Raw genomic sequence first — 20,002 nt, 5'->3', positions numbered from 1 at the left:
CCGCGCCCGCCCGGCCGCGCCCGCCCGGTCGCCCCCGCCCGGCGGGCCGCGCCCGTACGCGGAGCGGCACCCGCGGCGGGCCGCCCCGTCCGGCGGGCCGCCCCCGCACCGGTGTGCCGGCGGCCGCGGCGGGTCTCACTCCCGCAGCGCGCGGTCCACCAGCGGCCCCGCCGCCCCGGTGTACCGGCCGGGGTCGAGCAGTTCCGCCAGTTCCCCGGGGCCCAGCACGCCGTGCAGCGGGGGGAGTGCGGCCAGCACGTCGCCGAGCGCGCGGCCCTCGCGCCGCGCCTGTTCCGAGGCCCGGCTGAGCAGGTCCCTGGCCGCCGCCCTGCCCAGCAGCGGCGCCAGGTGCGCCGAGAGGCGCTCGGAGACGATCTGCCCCGCGGTCGCGTCGAGGTTGGCGCGCATCCGCCGCGGGTGCACGCTCAGGCCCGCCGCCAGCTCGGCGGCCGCGTGCGCGGCGCCCCCGGTGAGCCGCAGGCACTCGCGCAGCGGCTGCCACTCGGCGTGCCACAGCCCCGCCGAGCGCTCGTCCTCCGCCGGCAGGCACTGCGCCAGCACACAGCCGAGCGCCGGCACCTGCACCGCCGCCGAACGGATGAGGGTCGCCAGGACCGGGTTGCGTTTGTGGGGCATCGCCGACGACGCGCCCCGGCCGGCCCCGGCGGGCTCGGCGACCTCACCGATCTCGGTACGCGCCAGCACCTGCACGTCCGCCGCCATCTTGCCCAGCGCGCCCGCCGTGTAGGCCAGGGCCGCGCCCAGATCGGCGACCGGCGTGCGCAGCGCGTGCCAGGGCAGCACCGGCCGGGCCAGGCCCGTCTCGGCGGCGAACGCCTCGACCAGACGGTCCACCACCTCGTGCGGGGCGCCGCCCCCGGCGTCCGGCGCGGCCTGCGCCGCGTACTGCAGGTAGCCGGCCAGGGTGCCGGCCGCGCCGCCCAGCGACACCGGCAGCCCCTCGTCGGCGATCCGCTGCAGCCGTGCGGCCGCCTCCAGCACCAGCTGCCGCCAGCCGGCCGCCTTGAGCCCGAACGTGGTGGGCACGGCGTGCAGGGCCAGGGTCCGCCCGGCCATCGCCGTGTCGCGGTGCGCGGCCGCCAGCCCGGCCAGCGACGCGGCGGTGGCCCGCAGGTCCGCCACGATCGGCCGCAGGGCCCGCGCCGCCACCAGCATCGCGCCGGTGTCGAAGACGTCCTGGCTGGTGGAGCCGCGGTGCACGTACTCGGCGGCCTCCGGCGACTCCTCGCCCACCCGGTCGGTCAGCGCCGCCACCAGGGCCACCACCGGGTTCGCCGTGCGGCGGGCGGCCAGCGCCAGCTCCCGCACGTCGAAGTGCTCGGCCCGGGCGGCGGCCGTGATCGCCCGCGCGGCCGCGGCGGGCACCGTGCCGCAGCGGGCCTGGGCCCGGGCCAGCGCCGCCTCCGCGTCCAGCATCGCCTGCAGCCAGGCGATGTCGCCCACCGCGGCCTCCGCCTCGGTGCCCACCCGCACCGGCGACAGCAGCCCGGCGTCCGGCTGCACGGCGTCCGGCCGGACGCCGGGGGAGCGCCGTGCGGCGGGGGAGGGCCGTGCGCCGTCCGGCGGCGCGGGCCGGCCGTGTCCGGTGGTCACGGACGCACCTCTCTCCGGCCGTCCGCCACCGCGATGCCGTCCGCCGTCCGCGGCGCCGGGTGCAGCGGGGCGGGCAGCGCCAGCACCGCCGCCGCGATGGCGTCGGAGTCCTCCAGCGTCACCGACCCGACGCCGGGCCGTATCCCCGCCGCCGTCACCCAGTGCACCGACTCCGTGGGCACCCCGAACGCGAAACGCCGCGGATGCGCCGCCCCCCTGCCGTCCAGCAGGTGGTACGGGCGCGCCGACACCGCCAGCCCGCCCGTCTCGTAGCCGCCGTCGCCCTCGCCGCCGATGCGGTAGGGGCGGCACTGCCCCGTCTCCAGCAGCCGGCGCATCAGCGGATCGGCCGTGTCGCGCAGGTCGGTCCCCGGCAGCCGGGCCTCGATCAGCACGGTGGCCCGCACCCGCACGCCGGCCACCGCGGCCGAGGTGCCCACGAAGACGGCCCCGTCCTCCTCGGCCGCGCGGCTCACCCGCAGGCCGGGGCCGGTGACGTCGAGCACCCCGGCCTCGACGAGCGCGATCATCTCCTCCACCCGCCCGGCGGGCGGGCCGATGGACAGGTAGGCGTTGAGCGGCGTGTACCACCGCTCCAGCTCGTCACGGTGCGAGGCCGCCTCCAGCCCGCCGTGGTCGACGGCCAGCCGGATCTCGTTGCGCAGGTCCCGCAGCACGTCCAGAGCGGCCTTCAGCGGCCCGCGCACGTTCCCCCGGCGCGCCTCCGCCACGTCGCGCACCAGATGGCCGAGCAGCCAGGCGCGGAACTCGGCCGGGCCGGCGAAGGAACGCCCCGCGTACGGACGGGCGACGGTCTCCCAGTCCCAGCGCTCGTCCCGCCCGATCCCGGCGGCGTCCAGCACCGCCTCCTCCGCCCCGCCCGGCGCGGCCGGCAGGAAACGCGCCGCGAAACCGGCCACCGCGGCCGTCCCCTCGCCCCGCGCGGCCAGCAGCGCCTCGTAGTAGACGCACCGCACCTCCTTGGAGATCATCGGCCACAGCACGGCGCCGAAACGCAACGGCCCCGCGCCCGCCGCGCGCAGCGCCGCGACCCGCTCCACGGTCAGCAGCCGCGGCCGGTAACGGCCGTGCGCGCCCTTCTCGTTGTCGCCGCGGGAGTGGTACGGCACCCCGCGCCGCGACCCGGCGAACATCCGCGGCTCCCGGCCCGAGGGCCGGTAGACCAGCCGGCCCCCCACCCGCTCGAACGTGCCGCCCCGGGCGTGGGTGAACAGCGACATGTAGTCGAAGAAGTTCAGGCCGAGCCCGCGCAGCAGCACCGCCTCGCCCGGCGCCACGCGCGACAGGTCCACGTCCGCGGGGTTGGCCGGGGGCACGTAGAGCAGACCGTGCCGGGCGGCGAACTCCGCCAGCACCCGCTCCTCGCGCCCCGGACGGGCCGGAACGTGCCCCTGGGCCAGCACCACCGCCGACAGCCCCGTCAGCCGCGTGCCGTCCTCCAGCACCACGGTCTGCGGCCCGGCCCCGTACGGCCCCGCCGACGCGCCGGCGGGCTGCGCCGCCTCCTCCAGCGCCACCGCCCGCGTCCGGTGCACCCACACCCCCACATGCGCCGGCGCGTTCGCCACGACCTGCTCGAACGCCCAGGTCAGATACCGCCCGTACAGGGCGCGGGTGGGATAGCTGTCCGGCCCCAGCGCCCGGGCCTCGGCCAGGACGTCCCCGTCGCCGGGCGTGGCGGGACCCGGCGCGAGCGAGCCCCGGCACAGCGCCCGCGCCCACTCGTACAGACTCGGCCCCTCCTCCAGCGGGCCCCGGATGCCCACACTGCCGTCGGTGTACACCGTGACCTGCGAGGCGACGGTGTTCATCAGCAGGTGCGGTGACTGCGCGGGCCGCCACACCCGCCCCGCACCGGGCGGCTCGGGATCGACGACGTGCACGTCCACCCGCTCCCACAGCGGCGACTTGCGCTCCTGCGCGCACAGCCGCTCCAGCAGGGAGAGCCCGCGCGGACCGGCTCCGACCAGGCACACCCGGGTGCGCCGGCCGCTCACCACGTCGTTCCGCCCCGCGCATCGTCGTCAACCAAGGGGCCTGTGGGCATGGTCGCGTTCTCCTTGTCACGCAAGGGCCTGCCGGCCTGAGAACAACCGCCGTCCGGTGCGCACCACACTCCCCGACGGCGCCGGGAGGAACGCTCAACCAGCGCTCGCGTCCCGTTGGAGGCCCGCCTCGCCCCGCCGCCCCGCCGTCCCGCCCGCACCGGCGGATGTCGAGCGGGACACCAGCTGTTCTGCAGGAGCGGGCCCCACCGTGGGGGAAAACCCAGGAGGTGCCCCGTGGCAGAACGGATCGCCGACGCGGTGCGCGTGGAGCGCGGATCGGCCGACGAGGCGGAACTGGCCGTCGTCACGGTGGTGCTGATGGCCGCGCTGGCCGGACAGCGGGCGCACCCGGACGGCCACGCACGGCACACCGCGCCGCCGCCGTCCGCCGCGCCGTGGCACCGGTGGGACCGACTCGCGGCCTATCAGCCGCCGCACAGCTGGCGGTAGCGGCCGGCCGGAGGCAGGAAGGGACGCAACGTGACCCTCATCGACGACGTCTCGCCCACCCACGCCGAGGGGGACGACGCCCGCGGGCGGGCGGCCGGGCTGCACGCCGTGCGCCGGCGGGCCGTGCTGGGCCCGGGAGCCGCCGCCACCCGCGCCCAGCACGCCAGGGGCAAACTGACGGCACGCGAGCGCATCGCCCTGCTGCTGGACGAGGGCTCCTTCCACGAGACGGAGCAGCTGCGCACCCACCGGGCGACCGGCTTCGGCCTGGAGGACCGCAGGCCCCACACCGACGGGGTCATCACCGGCTGGGGCACGGTGGAGGGCCGCACGGTCTTCGTCTACGCCCACGACTTCCGCATCTTCGGCGGAGCCCTCGGCGAGGCGCACGCCGCCAAGATCCACAAGGTGATGGACAAGGCGCTCGCCGTCGGCGCCCCGCTGGTCTCCCTCAACGACGGAGCCGGCGCGCGCATCCAGGAAGGCGTCTCGGCCCTGGCCGGCTACGGCGGCATCTTCCGGCGCAACACCGAGGCCTCCGGCGTCATCCCGCAGATCTCCGTCATGCTCGGCCCGTGCGCGGGCGGCGCCGCCTACAGTCCGGCACTGACCGACTTCGTGTTCATGGTCCGCGACGTGGCGCAGATGTTCATCACCGGCCCCGACGTGGTCAAGACCGTGACGGGGGAGGAGATCACCCACGACGGGCTCGGCGGCGCGGACGTGCACGCCCGCACCAGCGGCGTGGCGCACTTCGTCCACGAGGACGAGGAGAGCTGCCTGGCCGACGTGCGCTACCTGCTGTGGATGCTGCCCCAGAACAACCGGGAGAACCCGCCGGCGGTGAGCACGCAGGACCCGCCCGACCGGCTCTGCGAGGCACTGCTGGACCTGGTGCCCGTGGACGGCAACCGCCCCTACGACGTCTGCCGGGTCATCGAGGAGATCGTCGACGACGGCGAGTACGTCGAGGTCCACGAGCAGTGGGCGCGCAACGTGGTCTGCGCCCTCGCCCGCCTCGACGGCGCCGTGGTGGGCATCGTGGCCAACCAGCCCCAGACCCTGGCCGGGGTGCTGGACATCCGGGCCAGTGAAAAAGCCGCCCGCTTCGTGCAGATGTGCGACGCCTTCAACATCCCGATCGTCACCCTGCTGGACGTCCCCGGCTTCCTGCCCGGCACCGACCAGGAGCACGGCGGGATCATCCGCCACGGCGCGAAACTCCTGTACGCCTACTGCAACGCCACCGTGCCGCGGATCTCACTGATCCTCAGAAAGGCCTACGGCGGCGCCTACATCGTCATGGACAGCCAGTCCATCGGCGCCGACCTCACCTACGCCTGGCCGACCAACGAGATCGCCGTGATGGGCCCCGAGGGCGCCGCCGACGTCGTCTTCCGCCGCCGGATCGCCCGGGCGGCGGACCCCGAGGCCGAACGGGCGCACCTGGTCAAGGAGTACAAGGCCCAGCTGATGCACCCCTACCACGCGGCCGAACGCGGCCTGGTGGACGACGTGATCGACCCCGCCGACACCCGGCGGGTCCTCGTCTCCTCGCTGAGGATGCTGCGCACCAAGCAGGCCGGCCTGCCGCTGCGCAAGCACGGCAACCCCCCGCAGTGACCACCGGACACCCCCGCCGACATCCGCCCGCCACCGCCTGACCCGCGCGGTGGCGGGCGCCGCCGCGCCCACCGTCCGGGCCGCGCACACCGTCCGGGGCGGCGGTGACGGCAGCACCGGCCGGGGCGGCAGCGGCGGTCGTGGCGGCCCCGGCGGCCCTCTGCCGGGCGCGGGAGCGGCCGCCGCCCCGGCAAAGCCTCCGCCGCCCCGGCAAGCCCCGTCCCGCCGGTACGGCGCGAGGCGCGGCAGCGGGCCGTGAGCCGCACCGGCGCAAGCCCGGCCGGGGCGGCGCGCGGGACCGCCGGCCGGCCGGCGCCCACCCGGCCGGTGCCCCGGTGCGACCCGTGCGGCGGACAGGCGCGGGGGAGCGGCGGCCGCCCGGCACGACGCCGGCCGCCGGCCTGCACGGAATTCGGCGGAGCACGCCGGAAGAGGGCCGCATTTCCGCGTGGCCCGGACCGCTCTCCCCTGATCACCGGCCACGGCGCCGGAAGTTCCCGAACGTGAATGCGCCGGACATGACGCCGCGTCGGACACCGGTCCGGCGTACCGGCCGGACGGCGGTCAGGGTGACCTTATTACAGCTGCGCGCGGGAGGGGAGACCCCCGTCCGGAGGGCCGGCGGAGGTATTTCCTCCACTTGGAACGCACTTGACCTGCTGGGACACGGCCTGAGGGAAGCACTTGCCGCGCCAGCCGATGAGTCGACACAATCCCGCTGGTCCATGAGTTATCGGTGGACAACGGCGAAAGCACCCTTAGAAGGACACCTGAAAAGCGGTGGAGTATCCGCTGACCCGGGTCGTGCCGGCGGTTAACGTACTCGACGGCTCGGTGAGCACAGAGAGGCTGCGGAGTCTGCCAATGCCACATGCGCTGCAGATCAGATTCGGTGACGGCTCGCAAACGCGAAGCCGCCGGATTCTAGGAGGAATCTGTGAGGGTAAAGGTGCTCGGCCCGCTCGGTGCCGATGTCAACGGTGTGAATGTCGTACCAACCGCGAGTAAGCCCCGGCAGATACTGGCGCTCCTGGCCCTCTACCCAGGGCGGGTCGTCCCGATCTCGACACTCATGGAGGAGATCTGGGGGGTCGACCTGCCCGCGAGCGCCCTGACCACACTGCAGACGTACATCCTCCAGCTGCGGCGGCGCCTGGGCGCGGCCATGGGCCCGGACGCCCCGGGCACCGCCAAGGACGTCCTGGTCACCCGGTACGGCGGATATCTCCTCCAGATCCCGCCCGAGCAGGTGGACGTCCACGAGTACGAGCGCCTGGTGACCGCCGGGCAGCGCGCGTTCGACAGCGGCGACGACCTGATGGCGGCCACCCTCTTCCGGCGGGCGCTCGACCTGTGGGACGGGTCCGCGCTGGTCGACGTGCGGATCGGCTCCGTGCTCGAGATCGAGGCGACCCGCCTGGAGGAGAGCCGCCTGGTGACCGTGGAACGGCGCATCGACGCCGAGCTGCGGCTCGGCCGGCACTGCGAGTTCATCGCCGAGCTGACCGACCTGATCGCGCGCCACCCCCGCCACGAGGGCCTGCACTCCCAGGCCATGGTGGCGCTGTACCGCTCGGGCCGGCAGGCATCGGCACTGGGCGTCTACCAGCGGCTGAGAACCCGGCTGATCGAGGATCTGGGAGTTGAACCCTCACCCCAGTTACAACGGCTCCACCAGGCGATCCTCACGGTCGACCCCCGGCTGGACGTGATCGCGGGGCACCAGCCCTCCTCCACCTTCGGCCGCTACGCGAGCTGAGCGGCCGGCACCGTCGGCGGCGGCTGCGGCCGCGGATCTCCCGGGAGCGCGCCTTCCTCGCGGGGGATGCCGCCAGCGGCGTCACGACCAGGTCCTGACGCCGCCCGCCCCGCCACGGGGCGCCCCGCACGAGCCGGGCCGCGGGGGTCCGGACGCGGGGGTCCGGACGCGGGGTCCGACTGCGGAATTTCCTCAGTTGGAGGCCTGCGAGCACTCGTCGCAGACCAGCTCCATGCGCATCGCGACGCGGTTCCACTGCGCGGCGCACGCACGCGCCAGGGCGGCGATCTTCCGCGCCTGGTGGGCGGGCGCCTGCAGCACCAGGACGGGATCGGTCCGGCGGATGACGCGGGCTTCGAGCCAGCGGATCATCTCCCGGCCGTCGTTGCTGTACTTCAGGGCGGGGTCCCGCTTCAGCGCCTCGAGCTGGGCGACGGGGTCGGCGAAGGAGCCCATCGGGTGGAGGCCGGCGTGCGCCGCGCGCATCCCCGTCTCCGTGCCCGGCAGCGGCCCGTCGTCCCTGCCCGGTCGTTCCTGCGCCTCCCGCACCGCCGGCACGGGCGGCTGGGCCAGCCCGGCGCTCTCCCGGGCGGCGGCGTCCGGCTCCTCGGGGACGACGCCGGTGGCCCTCTGACGGGCCCTGTGGGAATTCAGCGGCCGGACCCGGCCGTCGCGCCCGACCCGGAGCGGGGCCTGCGCGATCCGCCCCGCGTATTTGCGGCGCAACGCCCCGACGGTCTTTCCGGAAAGGCCCGTCTTCACGGCGACCGCCCGGTCCGACCACTCGGGGAAACTCTCCAGGATCTTCATCGCCGACTTCTTGCGGTCGGAAAGGGTCAGCGCCAGACCGTGCTTCAGATTCACCTCGATGGCCAGCAGGAACGCTTCCCGTTCCGACCCCTCGAAGTAACGGGCCTCGATGGTTTCCCGGCCGTTCAGACGGGCCGCGTACAGCCGGTGCATTCCGTCGACGACCCTCATGGTCGGGCGGTGCACGATGATCGGCGGCATTCTATCGGCGGACGCTGCCAGAGCGCGCACGTGGTCCTGATCGATTCCGGCCGTGCGGGGGGAATCGGCGTCACGGGGCAGGTCGACCGGAAGGTGAATGATTGAATCGGAAAGTTCCGCCGAGTGATCCATTCGACCGGGCCGACGCATCTGATCTTGAGGAAGTCCGCTTCCGGAGTCGATCTTCCCCGGCATGCCGATCATCACGCTGCTTCTCCCCCCGAAACGAAGCGCATATGCGGCGACAGTACCATTGCGATTACGCCACGAACAGAGCACTCTACGGAACTTTGTACGAGTGCGGTATGTAGGTTTTTGTCGGCCGGTTTTCCGGTGCTCCCCACACCCCCGCGCAGGCCCCGGCGGCCGCCGGGACCCCGCCCCGCAGGGCCGGTACCGCCCGGAGCCCGCACCACCCGGCACCCGCCCGGCACGGCCCGGCACGGGCGGGGACATCCCGCCACGGCGGTGTCGCAGGAGGCGGGTTTGGGCACCGGCCCGGCAGGCAATGTCGAACCGGGGGGCGGGGCCGTTGAGACGATCCGTGTGGCTGCCGGTTCTGGCGGCCTGCTGGTTCCTGGCCGCCGTACTGGCTCCTGCCGGTACGGCGAACGCGTCGGGCGAGGGATGTGCCGACGCCGCACTGGCCGGGGCCACGGTCACGGCCTCGGTGCGGCTCGAACACGGCGGGCGCACCCACACCAGGATCACGACCGAGCTGCGGATCGACGTGCCCGGGGACTGGGAGCACGCCGGGGACCTGCTGCTCGGCAAGGACAGCCGCGCCTACGTCACCGCGATGGCCTGCCTCACCAAGCGCGACGGGGACGACGCGCTGCGCTGGTCGCAGCGCCGCCCCGCCCCGCCCCGCCGTCACATCGAAGGGCAGCCGCGTACGGATCGTCGACCGGGCGTACTCGTGGGTCGACCAGTACCGGACCCCCGTGCGGGTGGGAGTCTGGGAGCTGCGGGCGGGAGCGGACCTGTGGACGGTCTCCCTGCGGCCGCCGACCGCGCTGCGGACCGCCCGCTGGACCAGGATCACCGTTGATCCCGGGACGCCCGGCGCCCACAGCGCGACACCGCGGCCGGTGGCGAAGGAAGGAGCCTCCGCCCTGGTGTGGCGCCCCACGGCCGCGAAGGAACCGGAACCCGGCGCGAAGGACACGACGCGGGAGAACGGCGCCGGCCGGCGACAGGACGAACGGCAGGACGAACGGCGCGCGCGCCCCACGCCCGCGGTTCCTTCCGTGACCGTCTCGCTCGAGCCCTCCTGGCAGCGCTCCTGGGCCGCGCAGAACGACCGTCTGACCGCCGCGGGACTCGACACCCTCGGCGCCCTGCTGTGGACGTCGACGATCTCGGGACTCCTGCTGGGCGCCGTCCTCCTCTACCGCCGCCGCCCCGCCGCACCGACCGCCGTGCAGCGCCGCACCCTGCGCAATCTCGCCGAATGGGCCGTCGTCAGCGTCGCCCTGTTCACGCTCGTGCACGCCGACGACCTGATCCGCCGCTACGACCAGAGACGCAGCCAGTGGTGGCTCGACGAATACGTCCTGCGCGGACACCTGTTCGCCCTGGCCGCGGCCGCCCTGCTCTTCTGCGTGGCCAGGCCGCCCCGACGGTGGTGGGCGGCCGGCGCGGTACTGGGTGTTCCGCCACTGGCGACGATGATGTGGCCGCAGGCCTTCGGCCTGCGCCCGTCACGGCTGCGGGAGTACGAGGCCTCCGGCACGGCGATCGCCGCCGAGGTCACGGCCTCCTGGTGCCTCGCGGCCCTGACCGCGTTCGGGTGCGTCTCGGCGCTCTGGCGCCTCGCCGACGACGCGGGACTGCTTCCCCCCGGCCGCCGCCTCCCGGGACGCCGGCGCCGGCTGCGCGTCGCGGGACCCGCCGTCGTGGCGTGGACCGTCGCCCTGGCCTGCTCCCACGCGCTCACCGAGGAACGCAACTGGCAGCGCGCCTCCTGGCTCATGGACCGATGGGACGACCAGTACGGCATCGACCACCGCAACGACTTCGTCTGGGAAGCGATGTGGTCCACCTTCACCACACCGGAACGCATCCTCGACCACGCCTGGCTGCTGACCGTCGTCGCCGTGCTCGCCGTGCTGCGCACCTGGCACGCGCCCACACCGGCCTCCGCCGTGACGTCGCTGACGCACCGTCCGGTCGACCCGGCGGACCGCCTGCTCCTGCTCACCTTCTTCCCCCTGGCCGTCGGGCTCGACAGCGGATACCACCTCGCCGACGCTCTCGCGGTCCCCCTGTGGATCCCCCTGTACATGCTGTCGCTGTGGGCGGCGGTGACCTTCTTCGCCCGCACCGCCGTCCTCGCCCAGCCCTTCGCCGTCTCCGGGGAACCTCTGGTGACCCGCACGGGCCCGGCGGCCCGCGCGTTCTTGCTGGAGGGCTCCCGGACCTACCGTGAGACCCACGCCGACCTGCGCCGTCTCGACCAGGGATTCTTCGGCGACCAGCCCCCGGTCCGCAAGGAACGCGAAGGCGAGCTGGACGCACTGCACGACTGGCCCTCCCACGGTGCCCTCACCGGGCCTCCCGCCGAGCGGCTGCCCCCGAAGGTGTCGGTGGTGGACGCGGCGCTGGCCCTGGGACCGCGCGACCACTGGTGGGCCAACGGCGTGCGCGGCGCCCGCTGCGCCCTCCTGCCCGGCGTGCCGGCCGCGGCCCTCGGCGTCTGGGCGGACCGGGTCCGCGCAGAGGCCTGGCAGGACACCCTCACCGACCCGTTCGGCCTGCCGGGCATGCTGCTCGCCCTGCTCTACTGGCTGTCCACCTGGGTCGGTGCCGGCTTCCTCCTGGGCGCGCTGTGGCGCGTCCTGCCCGGCAGGCGCGGCGCGGTCAAGGCCCTTCCCGTCGCGGCGGCCTTCGCCCTGCCGGTGGGACTGGACGCCCTGGCCGGCCGGTTCACCCAGGAGGGCTCCGCCAACTTCGCCCTCTACGCCTCGACGATGCTCCTCGTCCTCACCGTCACCGCCATAGCGATCGACCTCGACACCTTCCACGGCGAACGCCGCTACTGGCAGAGCCGCCTGGGCCTGCTGCTGTCCGTCTACCAGATGCGCTACTACTCGCTCCAGGTCGCCTACCTGGTCGCCCAGATCATCGCCGTCATCACGATCTGGCAGTTCTTCACCGAACCCTCCTCGGCCCCGCAGCCCGCGGGGAAGTGACGGCGGCCCGCACCCGCGCCCGCCCGGTGCCCAGGGGACGGCCGCGGTGGCGGGAAGACGGGTGGACCCCCCGTCCGGCAGACGTGAAGGGCGCGCCGCGTGCCGCCCTCGAGCCGTCGGCGGGCGGGCCGGACACCGTCACGCCGACGGCAGGAACGGCCCACCCCGCGAACGGCCCGGCTCCCGGCACGGCCGGCGTGGACGTGAACCAGCGCCGCGCCGCGGGCGATTCGCCCCTGCGGACCCCGCCGCCCGTACATCCCGGGTGAGAGGACGCGATCCACCTCCAGCCGGAGCCGACCGCTCACCTGCGGCCATAGCCTTGCCCCGTCCCCCCGTCCCCCCGTCCCCCCGGCCACCCCCGCGTCCACCCCCGCACTCCAGGAGACCTCCCCGCCGTGACCGATTCCCGCCGACCCCTGACCCGCCGGCTGCGCCGCACCTTCGGCAACGCCTTCGCCCTGGCCTATCTCGCCCTGTGCGCCGCCCTGTTCGTGTGGGCGGTCGCGGTGGGCGTCGCGGACGACTCGGGGGAGTCCATGGCGCTCGTCCTCCCGCTGCTCGCCACCGCCCCGGCCAGCTTCGCGCTGTTCCTCCTGCCGGGAGGCCTGGCGACGCTCACCGCCGTCATCGTCCTCGGGGCGCTGGCCAACGCCGCGGTCATCGGCTGGTGCGCCCGCGTGCTGCGGGACGGCGGCCGTACGGACCCGGCGTCCTGAACCCCGGCGGACCGATCCGAACCGGGGCGCCCCGCACCCCCGTCGAGCGGTCGGGCGGACGCCGGCCGAGGCGGCCGGTCGGACCGGGGGCGAGCGGCGCGGTGGCCGCGAGCGGCGCGCCGGGCGGCACGAGCGGCCGGCCGAGGTGTGCCCCACGGCGGATCCGGGGCCCCCGGGCCGGCTGCCCGCCGGGGGCAGGGGACCGACCGGCCCCGCCCGGTGCCGGTGCCGGGGCCGGGCGGGGGAGAGGGAAAGCGGCGGCGACGCTCGTCCCGTCCGGCCGTCCGCGCCCGCCGATCCGGCCGTCCGGCCGGTTCTCGCCGCCCGGCCGCCGCCCGGCCGAGCGGGCCTCCCGGAAGGGCGGGTGCGGGGCGAAGCTGCGGGTAGGCGCATCACCGTGCCCGGGAAAAGGGCATGGTGGGGGGAGTCACGACAAGGCGGGAGTTCGTTTTCCATGGTCACTGTGCGGATGCGGCACCAGGACACGGCGGTCGTCCAGCTGCCGGAGGAGGTCGACTACGACAACGCCTCGCTCGTCGGCGCCGGCTGCGAGGACCTGGTCGGGCAGGGCTGCACCACCCTGGTGCTGGACGCCTCCCGCACCGAGCACCTCGACTCCTCCGGCATCAGCATGATCATCGGATTGACGCGTTTCCTGGACGACCGCGCCGGGACCCTGTGCGTCGCCGCCCTGCACGACCATCACCGCAAGGTGTGGCACCTGCTCGGCCTCGAGGCGCTGTTACCGCTCTTCCCCACGGTGCACGACGCCCTCCACGCCACCGCCCGGGCGGCCGCGCCGCAGCACCCGCGTCCCTCGGCCGTGCCCGACGCCCCCGCGCGGGCGCACCGGCCGTGAGCGGGGCGCCGGAGCCCTGCGCGGGCCGCCGCCGCTCAGGCCGTCGCGTCCCTGCCGGGTGAGTGCGCCTCCCGCTCGCGGCCGGAGGCGCTGTCGCTGTCGGGGACGAGGGAGAAGATCTGGTCGAGGCCGACGATGCGCAGGATGCGCAGGGTGCGGGCCGGTACGGCCGCGAGCGCGATGTCCGCCCCGGCGGCGCGGGCGTGGTGGTGCGCGGCGATCAGCGCGCTGAGGCCGCTGGAGTCGCAGAACTCCATGCCGCCGAGGTCCAGGACCAGGCGCTGGCCCGGCCGCAGGGCGACGGTGGGGACCAGGGCGCGCAGCTCGCCGACGCTGTCGTAGTCGAGCGCGCCGCGGATCTCCACGACGGGTCCGGCGGCGGCGGCTCGGACGGTGATCTTCAGCGGGCTCATCGGCTGTCTCCCGGCCGCGGTTCACGGGCTGAGGCGCCCAGGGCGAGCAGAGCGGTGTCGTCGTCGAGGCCGTCACCGAAGCCGCGCAGCAGCCCGGTCAGGGCCTCGATCACGGCGGACGGCGGCTTCCCGGCGTGGCCGGCGGCGAAGGCCAGCAGCGCCTCGTCCCCGTACAGGCTGGTGCGGGACGCGCCGGTGCGGGCCTCGGTGATGCCGTCGGTGTAGAGCAGGAGCGTGTCGCCGGGGGCGAGCACGGTCGTGGCGGCGGTGAAGGGCGCTGAGGGCAGGATGCCCACCAGCAGGCCGCCCGGGGTGGGCAGGAAGCCGGCGGTGCCGTCGGCGCGCACCACGATGGCCGGGGGGTGGCCGCCCGAGGCCAGGTGGACGGCGACCCGCCCGGTGCCGGGGTCGGGATCGAGGGTGCCGAAGACGGCCGTGCAGTAGCGGGGGTCGCCGCTGCCGCCGGCGTACCGCTCGTGGAGCACCTTGTTGAGGGTGGTCAGGGCGGAGACGGGGTCGGGGTCGTGCAGGGCGGCGGCGCGCAGGGTGTAGCGGGTCAGGGAGGTGACCGCCGCCGCCTGGGGCCCCTTGCCGCACACGTCGCCGAGGAAGAAACCGAAACGCCGGCCGTCCAGGGGGAAGACGTCGTAGAAGTCGCCGCCGAGCCGGTCGCGGGAGGCGGTGTGATAGTGGGCGGCCGTCTCCATCCCGGGGACCGCCGGCAGGGTGTCGGGCAGCAGGGACTGCTGGAGCACGGCGAGCGCGTCCTGCAGCCGGGCCCGGTCGGCCTCCGCCTGCCGGCGCGCCTCCTCGGCAACCTTCTGGCCGCGCAGGAGCTCCTCCTCGTAGGCGCGGCGGTCCCGGGCGTCGAAGACGGTGGTGCGGATCAGCAGGGGCTCACCCGTGCTGCCGTACTTGACCACGGAGGAGACCAGCACCGGCATCCGGCCGCCGTCCGCCCGCTTGATCTCCAGGGCGATGCCGCTGATCTCGCCCTGCATCCGCAGCAGCGGCGCGAAGTGCGTCTCGTGGTACAGCCGGCCGCCCACGGTCAGCAGATCGGTGAACCGCATCCGGCCCACCACCGCCTCGCCCGTCGTGCCCAGCCAGGTCAGCAGCGTGGTGTTGATCTTCGCGACGGTGCCGTCCATCAGCGTGGACAGGTATCCGCACGGCGCGTTCTCGTAGAGCTCCTCGGCGCTGTCCTCCAGCAGCGCGGCGAACGCCGCGCTGCTGGAGGGCTCCTCGCCGCCGGTGCCGTGCGGATCGCTGTGCTGGCCGGTGCGGCACATCACCGCAGGCCCGCCAGGAAGTCCCGGATCGCCTCGTTGGTGGCCTCGGGCGCGGACAGGTGCGGGCAGTGCCCGGTCGCCTCCAGCGTGACCAGTGTCGAACCGGGGATCGCCGCGTGGACGAAGGCGCCCACCTCCCGGGGGGCGATCACGTCCTGGGCGCACTCCAGCACCAGGGTCGGCACCCGTACGCCCTTCAGGTCGTCGCGCGAGTCCGACAGGAACGTGGTCCGGGCGAAGACGCGCGCCATCTCCGGATCGGTGGCGCAGAAGCTGTTCCTCAGCTCCTCACCGAGCGCGGGCCGGTCCGCGTTTCCCATGATCAGCGGTGCCATCGCCGCCGACCAGCCCAGGTAGTTCGACTCCAGCGACGCGAGCAGCTCGTCGATGTCGGCGGCGCTGAAGCCGCCGCGGTAGCCGTCGTCGTCGATGTAGCGCGCGGAGGGGGCGACCATCACGTGCGCCCCGATCCGCTCCGGAGCCGTGCCGGCCGCCAGCACACCGATCATCGCGCTGACCGAGTGCCCCACGAACACCGTGTCGCGCAGATCGAGCGCCTCGCACACCTCCACCACGTCCCTGGCGTAACCGGACAGGGAGGAGTAGCGCTCCTTCGAGAACGCGGTCGCCTCCGAGCGGCCCGAACCGACGTAGTCGAACAGCACCACCCGGTGGTCCTCGGCCAGGGCGGGCACGGTCAGCCGCCACATGTTCTGGTCGCAGCCGAAACCGTGCGCCAGCACCACCGTCCGCCCGCGCGGGTTGCCGGTGACCGTGACGTTGTTCCTGCGGACGACATCCATGCCCGGAAGTCTCTCAGAGACCGCGCCCGAACCGGACCTCGCGTGCCCCGCCCACCGCCTCCACCGCCCGGCCGCGGCAGTCCGGGCGCGGCAGCCCGGCCGCGGCAGCCCGGGCGCGGCGGGAGGCCGGGCGGGCGGCGGAGGGAAGACGGGCGGGCCGCGCACCGGGCCGGGCGGCGGACGGAAGACGGGCGGGCCGGGCGGCGGAGGGGGAGGAGGAGACGGGGGAGCGGGGCCCCGAGGGAGCGGGCCGGGCGCCGTCGAGGCGGCACCCCTTCGGAGCCGGCCGCCGCGGCGGGCCGCCGCACGCCCCCCATGTTGCCGGACGTCACACCGCGGGCAGGTCTGGACGCCCGTATCGGGGGCATGCGGCGGTGCATCGGCCCGACACCACGGGCCGACACGCCGTACCGCACCTACCCGTGGGGGGACCTGATGCCGACCACTGCACCGGAAAGACCGGCCGGACTTCCCGGCGGGAGACCGGGAACCGGGCCGGCCGGCCGCTCCCGCACCCTGCCCCGGGGCACCGGCCGCACCGCCGCCCGCGTCGCGGCCCTCACGGTCTGCCAGGGCGCGTTCATGGTGGGACTCGGCCTGCTGATCACCGGACCCGCCCGCGGACTGTGGCCGATGACGGTCGAGGACGACGTCAACGAGGGCCTGGAACACGCCCGGACCGCCACCCTCACCACCGTGTCCCTGTTCGCCTCGGAGGCCGGCAACACCCTCACGGTGATCGCCGTCACCGTCCTGACGTGCGCGGCACTGCTGCTGATCCCCCGTCTGCCGATGTGGCGTCAGGCCTCCTTCCTCGCCGTCGCCGTGTCGCTGCAGTCCCTGGTCTTCCTGGTCATCACCGAGGCGGTGGACCGCCACCGGCCCGAGGTCCACCGCCTCGACGCCTCCCCGCCCACCTCCAGTTACACCTCCGGCCACACCGGGGCGGCCACCGCGCTCTACGGCGGACTCGCGGTGCTCGCGCTGTCCCGGCTGCGCGGGCCGTGGCGGCGCGTCGTGGGCGCCGTACTGCTCCTCGTGCCGGTGCTGGTGGCCCTCGCCCGCCTCTACCGGGGCATGCACCACCCCACCGACGTCATGGGCGGGCTGGCCAACGGCAGCCTGTCCCTGCTGATCGTGGGCCGCGCCCTGCTCACCGGCGCCACCGTCACCGCTCCCCCCACCGCTTCCACCGACACCACTTCCACCACCACCGCCGCCGTCGCGCCGGCGGGCACGGGGACGCACCCGGGCACCCCGGAACCGGGCCGCACCGTGGTGGTCTTCAACCCCACCGTGACCACGGAGGCCGACCGCGAGGCACTGCGCCAGGTCCTGGAACGCCACGGCCGGCGCGCACCGGTGTTCACCCCGACCACGGCCGAGGACCCCGGCGCCGGGCAGACGGCCGGCGCGCTGCGCGACGGCGCGCACCTGGTCGTGGTCTGCGGCGGTGACGGCACCCTGCGGGCGGCCGCGGACGCCCTGGCCGGCAGCGGCGTACCGCTGGCCGTCGTGCCCTGCGGCACGGGCAACCTGCTGGCCCGCAACCTCGGCCTGCCCCTCGACCCCGCCGACGCGCTCGACGCCGCCCTGCGCGGCACCCCGCACCGCCTCGACCTCGGCCGCGTCCAGGGCGACGACCTGCCCGCCACCCACTTCGCCGCCATGTCCGGAGCCGGCCTGGACGCCGCGGTCATGGAACACACCGACGACCGCGCCAAGTCCCTCCTGGGCTGGCCCGCCTACGTCCTGGCCGGCATCACCGCCCTGCGCACCCCGCGGATGCGCCTGACCCTCCGGCTCGACGACGCGCCCGCCCTGCACCGCACGGCCCGCATGGTGCTCATCGGCAACGTCGGCACCGTGCAGGGCGGCACGACGCTCCTGCCCGCCGCCCGCCCCGACGACGGCCTGCTCGACCTGCTGGTCCTCGACCCGCGCGGCATCGGCGGCTGGACCCGCGCGCTGACGGCCCTGGTGCGCGGCGGCACGAAGGCACCCCGGCCCTCCACCGCGCACACCACCACGGCGCACGACGGCGACCTTGGCGGCGCACCGGTGGAGTTCTTCACGTTCCGGCGCGCCGAACTGGCCTTCGACTCCCCGCAGTCCCGCGAGCTCGACGGCGACCCCGTGGCACCGGGCCGCCGGCTCACCGCCGAGATCAGGCCCGGTGCGCTGACCGTGCTGCTGCCCCCCGGAGAGCGCTGACATGGGCACCGCGACCAAGGTCCCCGAGACCCGCGACATGACCGGCGACGAACTCTCCGCCGACGAGGCGCTGACGTCCCTGCGCCGCTACGGCCGCTGGGCCCTGCTGCGCGACGCCTTCGTGCGCTTCCGCTACGCCGACGGCTTCACCCACTCCCGCGCGCTCGCCCTGCAGACCGTGCTGTCGGTGATCCCGCTGGCCATCGCCTTCGTCGGACTCTCCACCACCTTGCACACCGAGAACATCGGCCGCGTCGTCGAACTGACCATCCACCGGCTCGCCGAGGGCCCCAGCGCCGACGTCGTCGACGACGCGCTGGCCCGCAGCCGCCGCACGGCCGGCGACGGCGCGAAGGTCGCGCTCTGGTTCGGCCTGATCTTCTCCCTGGTCAACACCACCACCGCGATGTGCCAGATAGAACGCGGCGCCAACCGGATCTACGGCAACGAACGCGACCGCCCCTTCGCGCACAAGTACCTGCGCGGCCTGGTGATGTCCGTCAGCGCCGGACTGCCCCTCGGCCTCGGATTCATCGTCATGGTGGCCGGCGGCGACCTGGCCGCCGCGGCGGTGAGCGTCTACCGGCTCGACGAGGACGCCCGCACCGCCTGGGAGATCCTGCGCTGGCCCTTCGGACTGCTCCTCGCGCTCATCTCGGCCAGCGCGATCTTCCGCAGGGCGCCGCGCCGCAGACAGCCCGGATACACCTGGCTGGCCTTCGGCGCCGCCGTCTACCTGGTGCTGTGGACGGCACTGACCTGGCTGCTGAGCCTGTACCTGCGCCTCAGCGGCTCCTTCGACACCGTCTACGGCCCCCTCAGCGCCTTCATGTCCCTGCTGCTGTGGGCCTACCTGACCTCCGTCGCCCTCTTCCTCGGACTGGCGTTCGCCGCGCAGCTGGAGGCGGCGCGGGCCCTGCGGTCCGAACCGATCGAACCCGACCCTGGAGTCTGAACATGGTTGTGCGCGCCGCGGTCCTGCACCTCAAAGACCGTCGCCGCCGGGCGGCCGACCGCAGGTTCGGCGTCCGCCTGCTGGCGGCGGCCGCCGTCGCCGCCGTCGCCGCGGTGCCCTTCGCGCTGCTGCTGGTCCTCGTCGAGGGCCGGTGGGAGCCGCTGCGCCGCCTGGACGCGGGCGCCGCCCGGCGGCTGCACCACACGGCCCTGGAGCACCCGGCGTGGACCGCGGCCCTGCGCTTCCTCTCCGACTGGGTCTGGGACCCCGCCACCCTGCGCACGGCCGTCGCGCTGCTGACCTTGTGGCTGCTGTACCGCAGGGCCTGGCGGCTGGCCGCCTGGTCCGCCGTGACGGCCGTGGCCGGCGGCCTGACCGGGCTGCTGGTCAAGACGGTCGTCGAACGGGCCCGGCCCTCCCTCCAGGACCCGGTGGCGCACGCGCCGGGCTTCTCCTTCCCCTCCGGCCACGCCATGACGGCCACCACGTCCTTCGCCGTCCTGCTGCTGGTCCTGCTGCCCCTGGTGCCGCGCGCCGGGCGGCCCCTGTGCTGGGGCGTGGCGGTGGTGTCGGTGATCGGGGTCGGCTTCACCCGTGTCGCGCTCGGCGTGCACTGGTTCAGCGACGTGGTGGGCGGCTGGCTGCTCGGCCTGGCCGTCGTCACCCTCACCGCCTGGGCCTTCGAGGCCTGGCGCGCGGAGGCGGGCCGGGCCCGCACGGAGGTGGGCGAGGGCCTGGAGCCCGAACTCGTCGAGGCCCGCCCCGAGCCCTGACCGGCGACGGCCGCGGCAACCGGGGCCCGGGACCGGCCGCCCCCCGGGACCGGCCGCCCCCCGGGACCGGCCGCCCCCCGGGACCGGCCGCCCCCCGGGACCGGCCGCCCCCCCGGGACCGGCCGCCCCCCCCGGGACCGGCCGCCCCCCGGGACCGGCCGCCCCGTTATCTTTTTCGCGGTCCTGCAAGAGGGCCGCTGGCCTCCGGGCCCGGCATGACTGTTGCCCCCTGTCGATGGGATGACCTGGGGGGT

15 protein-coding genes and 1 pseudogene are annotated in these 20,002 nt (G+C 75.1%); 10 read left to right on the top strand and 6 right to left on the bottom strand.

Annotated elements, in window-relative coordinates:
* Nucleotides 1-135 precede the first annotated feature (135 nt).
* Both ACZ5FU_RS34645 and ACZ5FU_RS34640 read right to left on the bottom strand, forming a co-directional pair.
* Nucleotides 136-1,614, bottom strand: coding sequence for a nitrosuccinate lyase (locus ACZ5FU_RS34645; RefSeq protein ID WP_451528114.1), 1,479 nt, complete (start codon nt 1,612-1,614; stop codon nt 136-138).
* On the bottom strand, nt 1,611-3,632 hold the full coding sequence (locus tag ACZ5FU_RS34640) for an FAD/NAD(P)-binding protein (protein ID WP_469047904.1): 2,022 nt from the start codon (nt 3,630-3,632) through the stop codon (nt 1,611-1,613). Before ACZ5FU_RS34640 ends, ACZ5FU_RS34645 begins: the two co-directional genes overlap by 4 nt.
* A 285-nt stretch (nt 3,633-3,917) precedes the next feature.
* Here ACZ5FU_RS34640 and ACZ5FU_RS34635 point away from each other — a divergent pair, with 285 nt between their 5' ends.
* From ACZ5FU_RS34635 to ACZ5FU_RS34625, 3 genes are all read left to right on the top strand, one after another.
* Nucleotides 3,918-4,133: an acyl-CoA carboxylase epsilon subunit gene (locus ACZ5FU_RS34635; protein WP_451528116.1), complete on the top strand. Its 216-nt coding sequence runs from the start codon at nt 3,918-3,920 to the stop codon at nt 4,131-4,133.
* A gap of 30 nt (nt 4,134-4,163) precedes the next feature.
* Complete coding sequence (locus tag ACZ5FU_RS34630) at nt 4,164-5,756, top strand: acyl-CoA carboxylase subunit beta (protein WP_469047902.1); 1,593 nt, start codon at nt 4,164-4,166, stop codon at nt 5,754-5,756.
* A 937-nt stretch (nt 5,757-6,693) separates the two neighbouring features.
* Entirely contained in the window at nt 6,694-7,515 is an 822-nt protein-coding gene (locus ACZ5FU_RS34625; protein WP_451528118.1) for an AfsR/SARP family transcriptional regulator, read from the top strand.
* Nucleotides 7,516-7,707: 192 nt separating this feature from the next.
* On the opposite strand, the gene ACZ5FU_RS34620 is transcribed toward ACZ5FU_RS34625, so the two are convergent.
* On the bottom strand, nt 7,708-8,733 hold the full coding sequence (locus ACZ5FU_RS34620) for a hypothetical protein (RefSeq protein WP_469047900.1): 1,026 nt from the start codon (nt 8,731-8,733) through the stop codon (nt 7,708-7,710).
* Here ACZ5FU_RS34620 and ACZ5FU_RS34615 point away from each other — a divergent pair.
* The 4 genes and pseudogenes from ACZ5FU_RS34615 to ACZ5FU_RS34600 all read left to right on the top strand — a co-directional run.
* Nucleotides 8,720-9,391 (top strand): annotated as a pseudogene (locus ACZ5FU_RS34615) (DUF6185 family protein); the annotation flags it as partial. The gene ACZ5FU_RS34620 and the pseudogene ACZ5FU_RS34615 sit on opposite strands and share 14 nt — an antisense overlap.
* Nucleotides 9,392-9,425: 34 nt before the next feature.
* A complete protein-coding gene (locus tag ACZ5FU_RS34610) occupies nt 9,426-11,720 on the top strand; it encodes a DUF6185 family protein (RefSeq protein ID WP_469047932.1) in 2,295 nt (764 codons plus the stop codon).
* Between the two features lie 398 nt (nt 11,721-12,118).
* Nucleotides 12,119-12,439, top strand: coding sequence for an SCO4225 family membrane protein (locus tag ACZ5FU_RS34605; RefSeq protein ID WP_451528121.1), 321 nt, complete (start codon nt 12,119-12,121; stop codon nt 12,437-12,439).
* Between the two features lie 454 nt (nt 12,440-12,893).
* Nucleotides 12,894-13,298 (top strand): STAS domain-containing protein, encoded by a 405-nt coding sequence (locus ACZ5FU_RS34600; RefSeq protein WP_468840175.1) that lies wholly within the window; start codon nt 12,894-12,896, stop codon nt 13,296-13,298.
* A gap of 35 nt (nt 13,299-13,333) precedes the next feature.
* Here the strand turns inward: ACZ5FU_RS34600 and ACZ5FU_RS34595 are convergent, their stop codons facing one another.
* Genes ACZ5FU_RS34595 through ACZ5FU_RS34585 form a run of 3 tightly spaced genes read right to left on the bottom strand, consistent with a single transcriptional unit; the run spans nt 13,334 to nt 15,806 of the window.
* A complete protein-coding gene (locus ACZ5FU_RS34595) occupies nt 13,334-13,711 on the bottom strand; it encodes an STAS domain-containing protein (protein WP_451528123.1) in 378 nt (125 codons plus the stop codon).
* A complete protein-coding gene (locus ACZ5FU_RS34590; RefSeq protein WP_451528124.1) occupies nt 13,708-15,003 on the bottom strand; it encodes a PP2C family protein-serine/threonine phosphatase in 1,296 nt (431 codons plus the stop codon). Before ACZ5FU_RS34590 ends, ACZ5FU_RS34595 begins: the two co-directional genes overlap by 4 nt.
* A complete protein-coding gene (locus tag ACZ5FU_RS34585) occupies nt 15,003-15,806 on the bottom strand; it encodes an alpha/beta fold hydrolase (RefSeq protein ID WP_451528125.1) in 804 nt (267 codons plus the stop codon). The genes ACZ5FU_RS34590 and ACZ5FU_RS34585 overlap by 1 nt, the downstream gene beginning before the upstream one ends.
* 435 nt (nt 15,807-16,241) lie before the next feature.
* Here ACZ5FU_RS34585 and ACZ5FU_RS34580 point away from each other — a divergent pair, with 435 nt between their 5' ends.
* Genes ACZ5FU_RS34580 through ACZ5FU_RS34570 form a run of 3 tightly spaced genes read left to right on the top strand, consistent with a single transcriptional unit; the run spans nt 16,242 to nt 19,748 of the window.
* On the top strand, nt 16,242-18,020 hold the full coding sequence (locus ACZ5FU_RS34580; protein ID WP_468646409.1) for a bifunctional phosphatase PAP2/diacylglycerol kinase family protein: 1,779 nt from the start codon (nt 16,242-16,244) through the stop codon (nt 18,018-18,020).
* Nucleotide 18,021: 1 nt separating this feature from the next.
* On the top strand, nt 18,022-18,975 hold the full coding sequence (locus ACZ5FU_RS34575) for a YihY/virulence factor BrkB family protein (RefSeq protein WP_451528127.1): 954 nt from the start codon (nt 18,022-18,024) through the stop codon (nt 18,973-18,975).
* A gap of 2 nt (nt 18,976-18,977) precedes the next feature.
* The gene (locus ACZ5FU_RS34570; protein WP_468646408.1) at nt 18,978-19,748 is read left to right on the top strand and encodes a phosphatase PAP2 family protein; all 771 of its coding nucleotides are present in this window, start codon (nt 18,978-18,980) and stop codon (nt 19,746-19,748) included.
* Nucleotides 19,749-20,002: the final 254 nt, after the last annotated feature.

This window comes from Streptomyces sp. NPDC031554 (assembly GCF_055580685.1).
The sequence above is the reverse complement of the archived record's forward strand: the minus strand, read 5'-3'. Positions and strand labels throughout refer to the sequence as shown.

Excerpts from the sequence above, each read along its gene's own strand:
- ACZ5FU_RS34590 (WP_451528124.1), bottom strand. The coding sequence starts at position 15,003 with ATGTGCCGCACCGGCCAGCACAGCGATCCGCACGGCACCGGCGGCGAG.
- ACZ5FU_RS34595 (WP_451528123.1), bottom strand. The coding sequence starts at position 13,711 with ATGAGCCCGCTGAAGATCACCGTCCGAGCCGCCGCCGCCGGACCCGTC.
- ACZ5FU_RS34580 (WP_468646409.1), top strand. The coding sequence starts at position 16,242 with ATGCCGACCACTGCACCGGAAAGACCGGCCGGACTTCCCGGCGGGAGA.
- ACZ5FU_RS34600 (WP_468840175.1), top strand. The coding sequence starts at position 12,894 with ATGGTCACTGTGCGGATGCGGCACCAGGACACGGCGGTCGTCCAGCTG.
- ACZ5FU_RS34575 (WP_451528127.1), top strand. The coding sequence starts at position 18,022 with ATGGGCACCGCGACCAAGGTCCCCGAGACCCGCGACATGACCGGCGAC.
- ACZ5FU_RS34570 (WP_468646408.1), top strand. The coding sequence starts at position 18,978 with ATGGTTGTGCGCGCCGCGGTCCTGCACCTCAAAGACCGTCGCCGCCGG.
- ACZ5FU_RS34585 (WP_451528125.1), bottom strand. The coding sequence starts at position 15,806 with ATGGATGTCGTCCGCAGGAACAACGTCACGGTCACCGGCAACCCGCGC.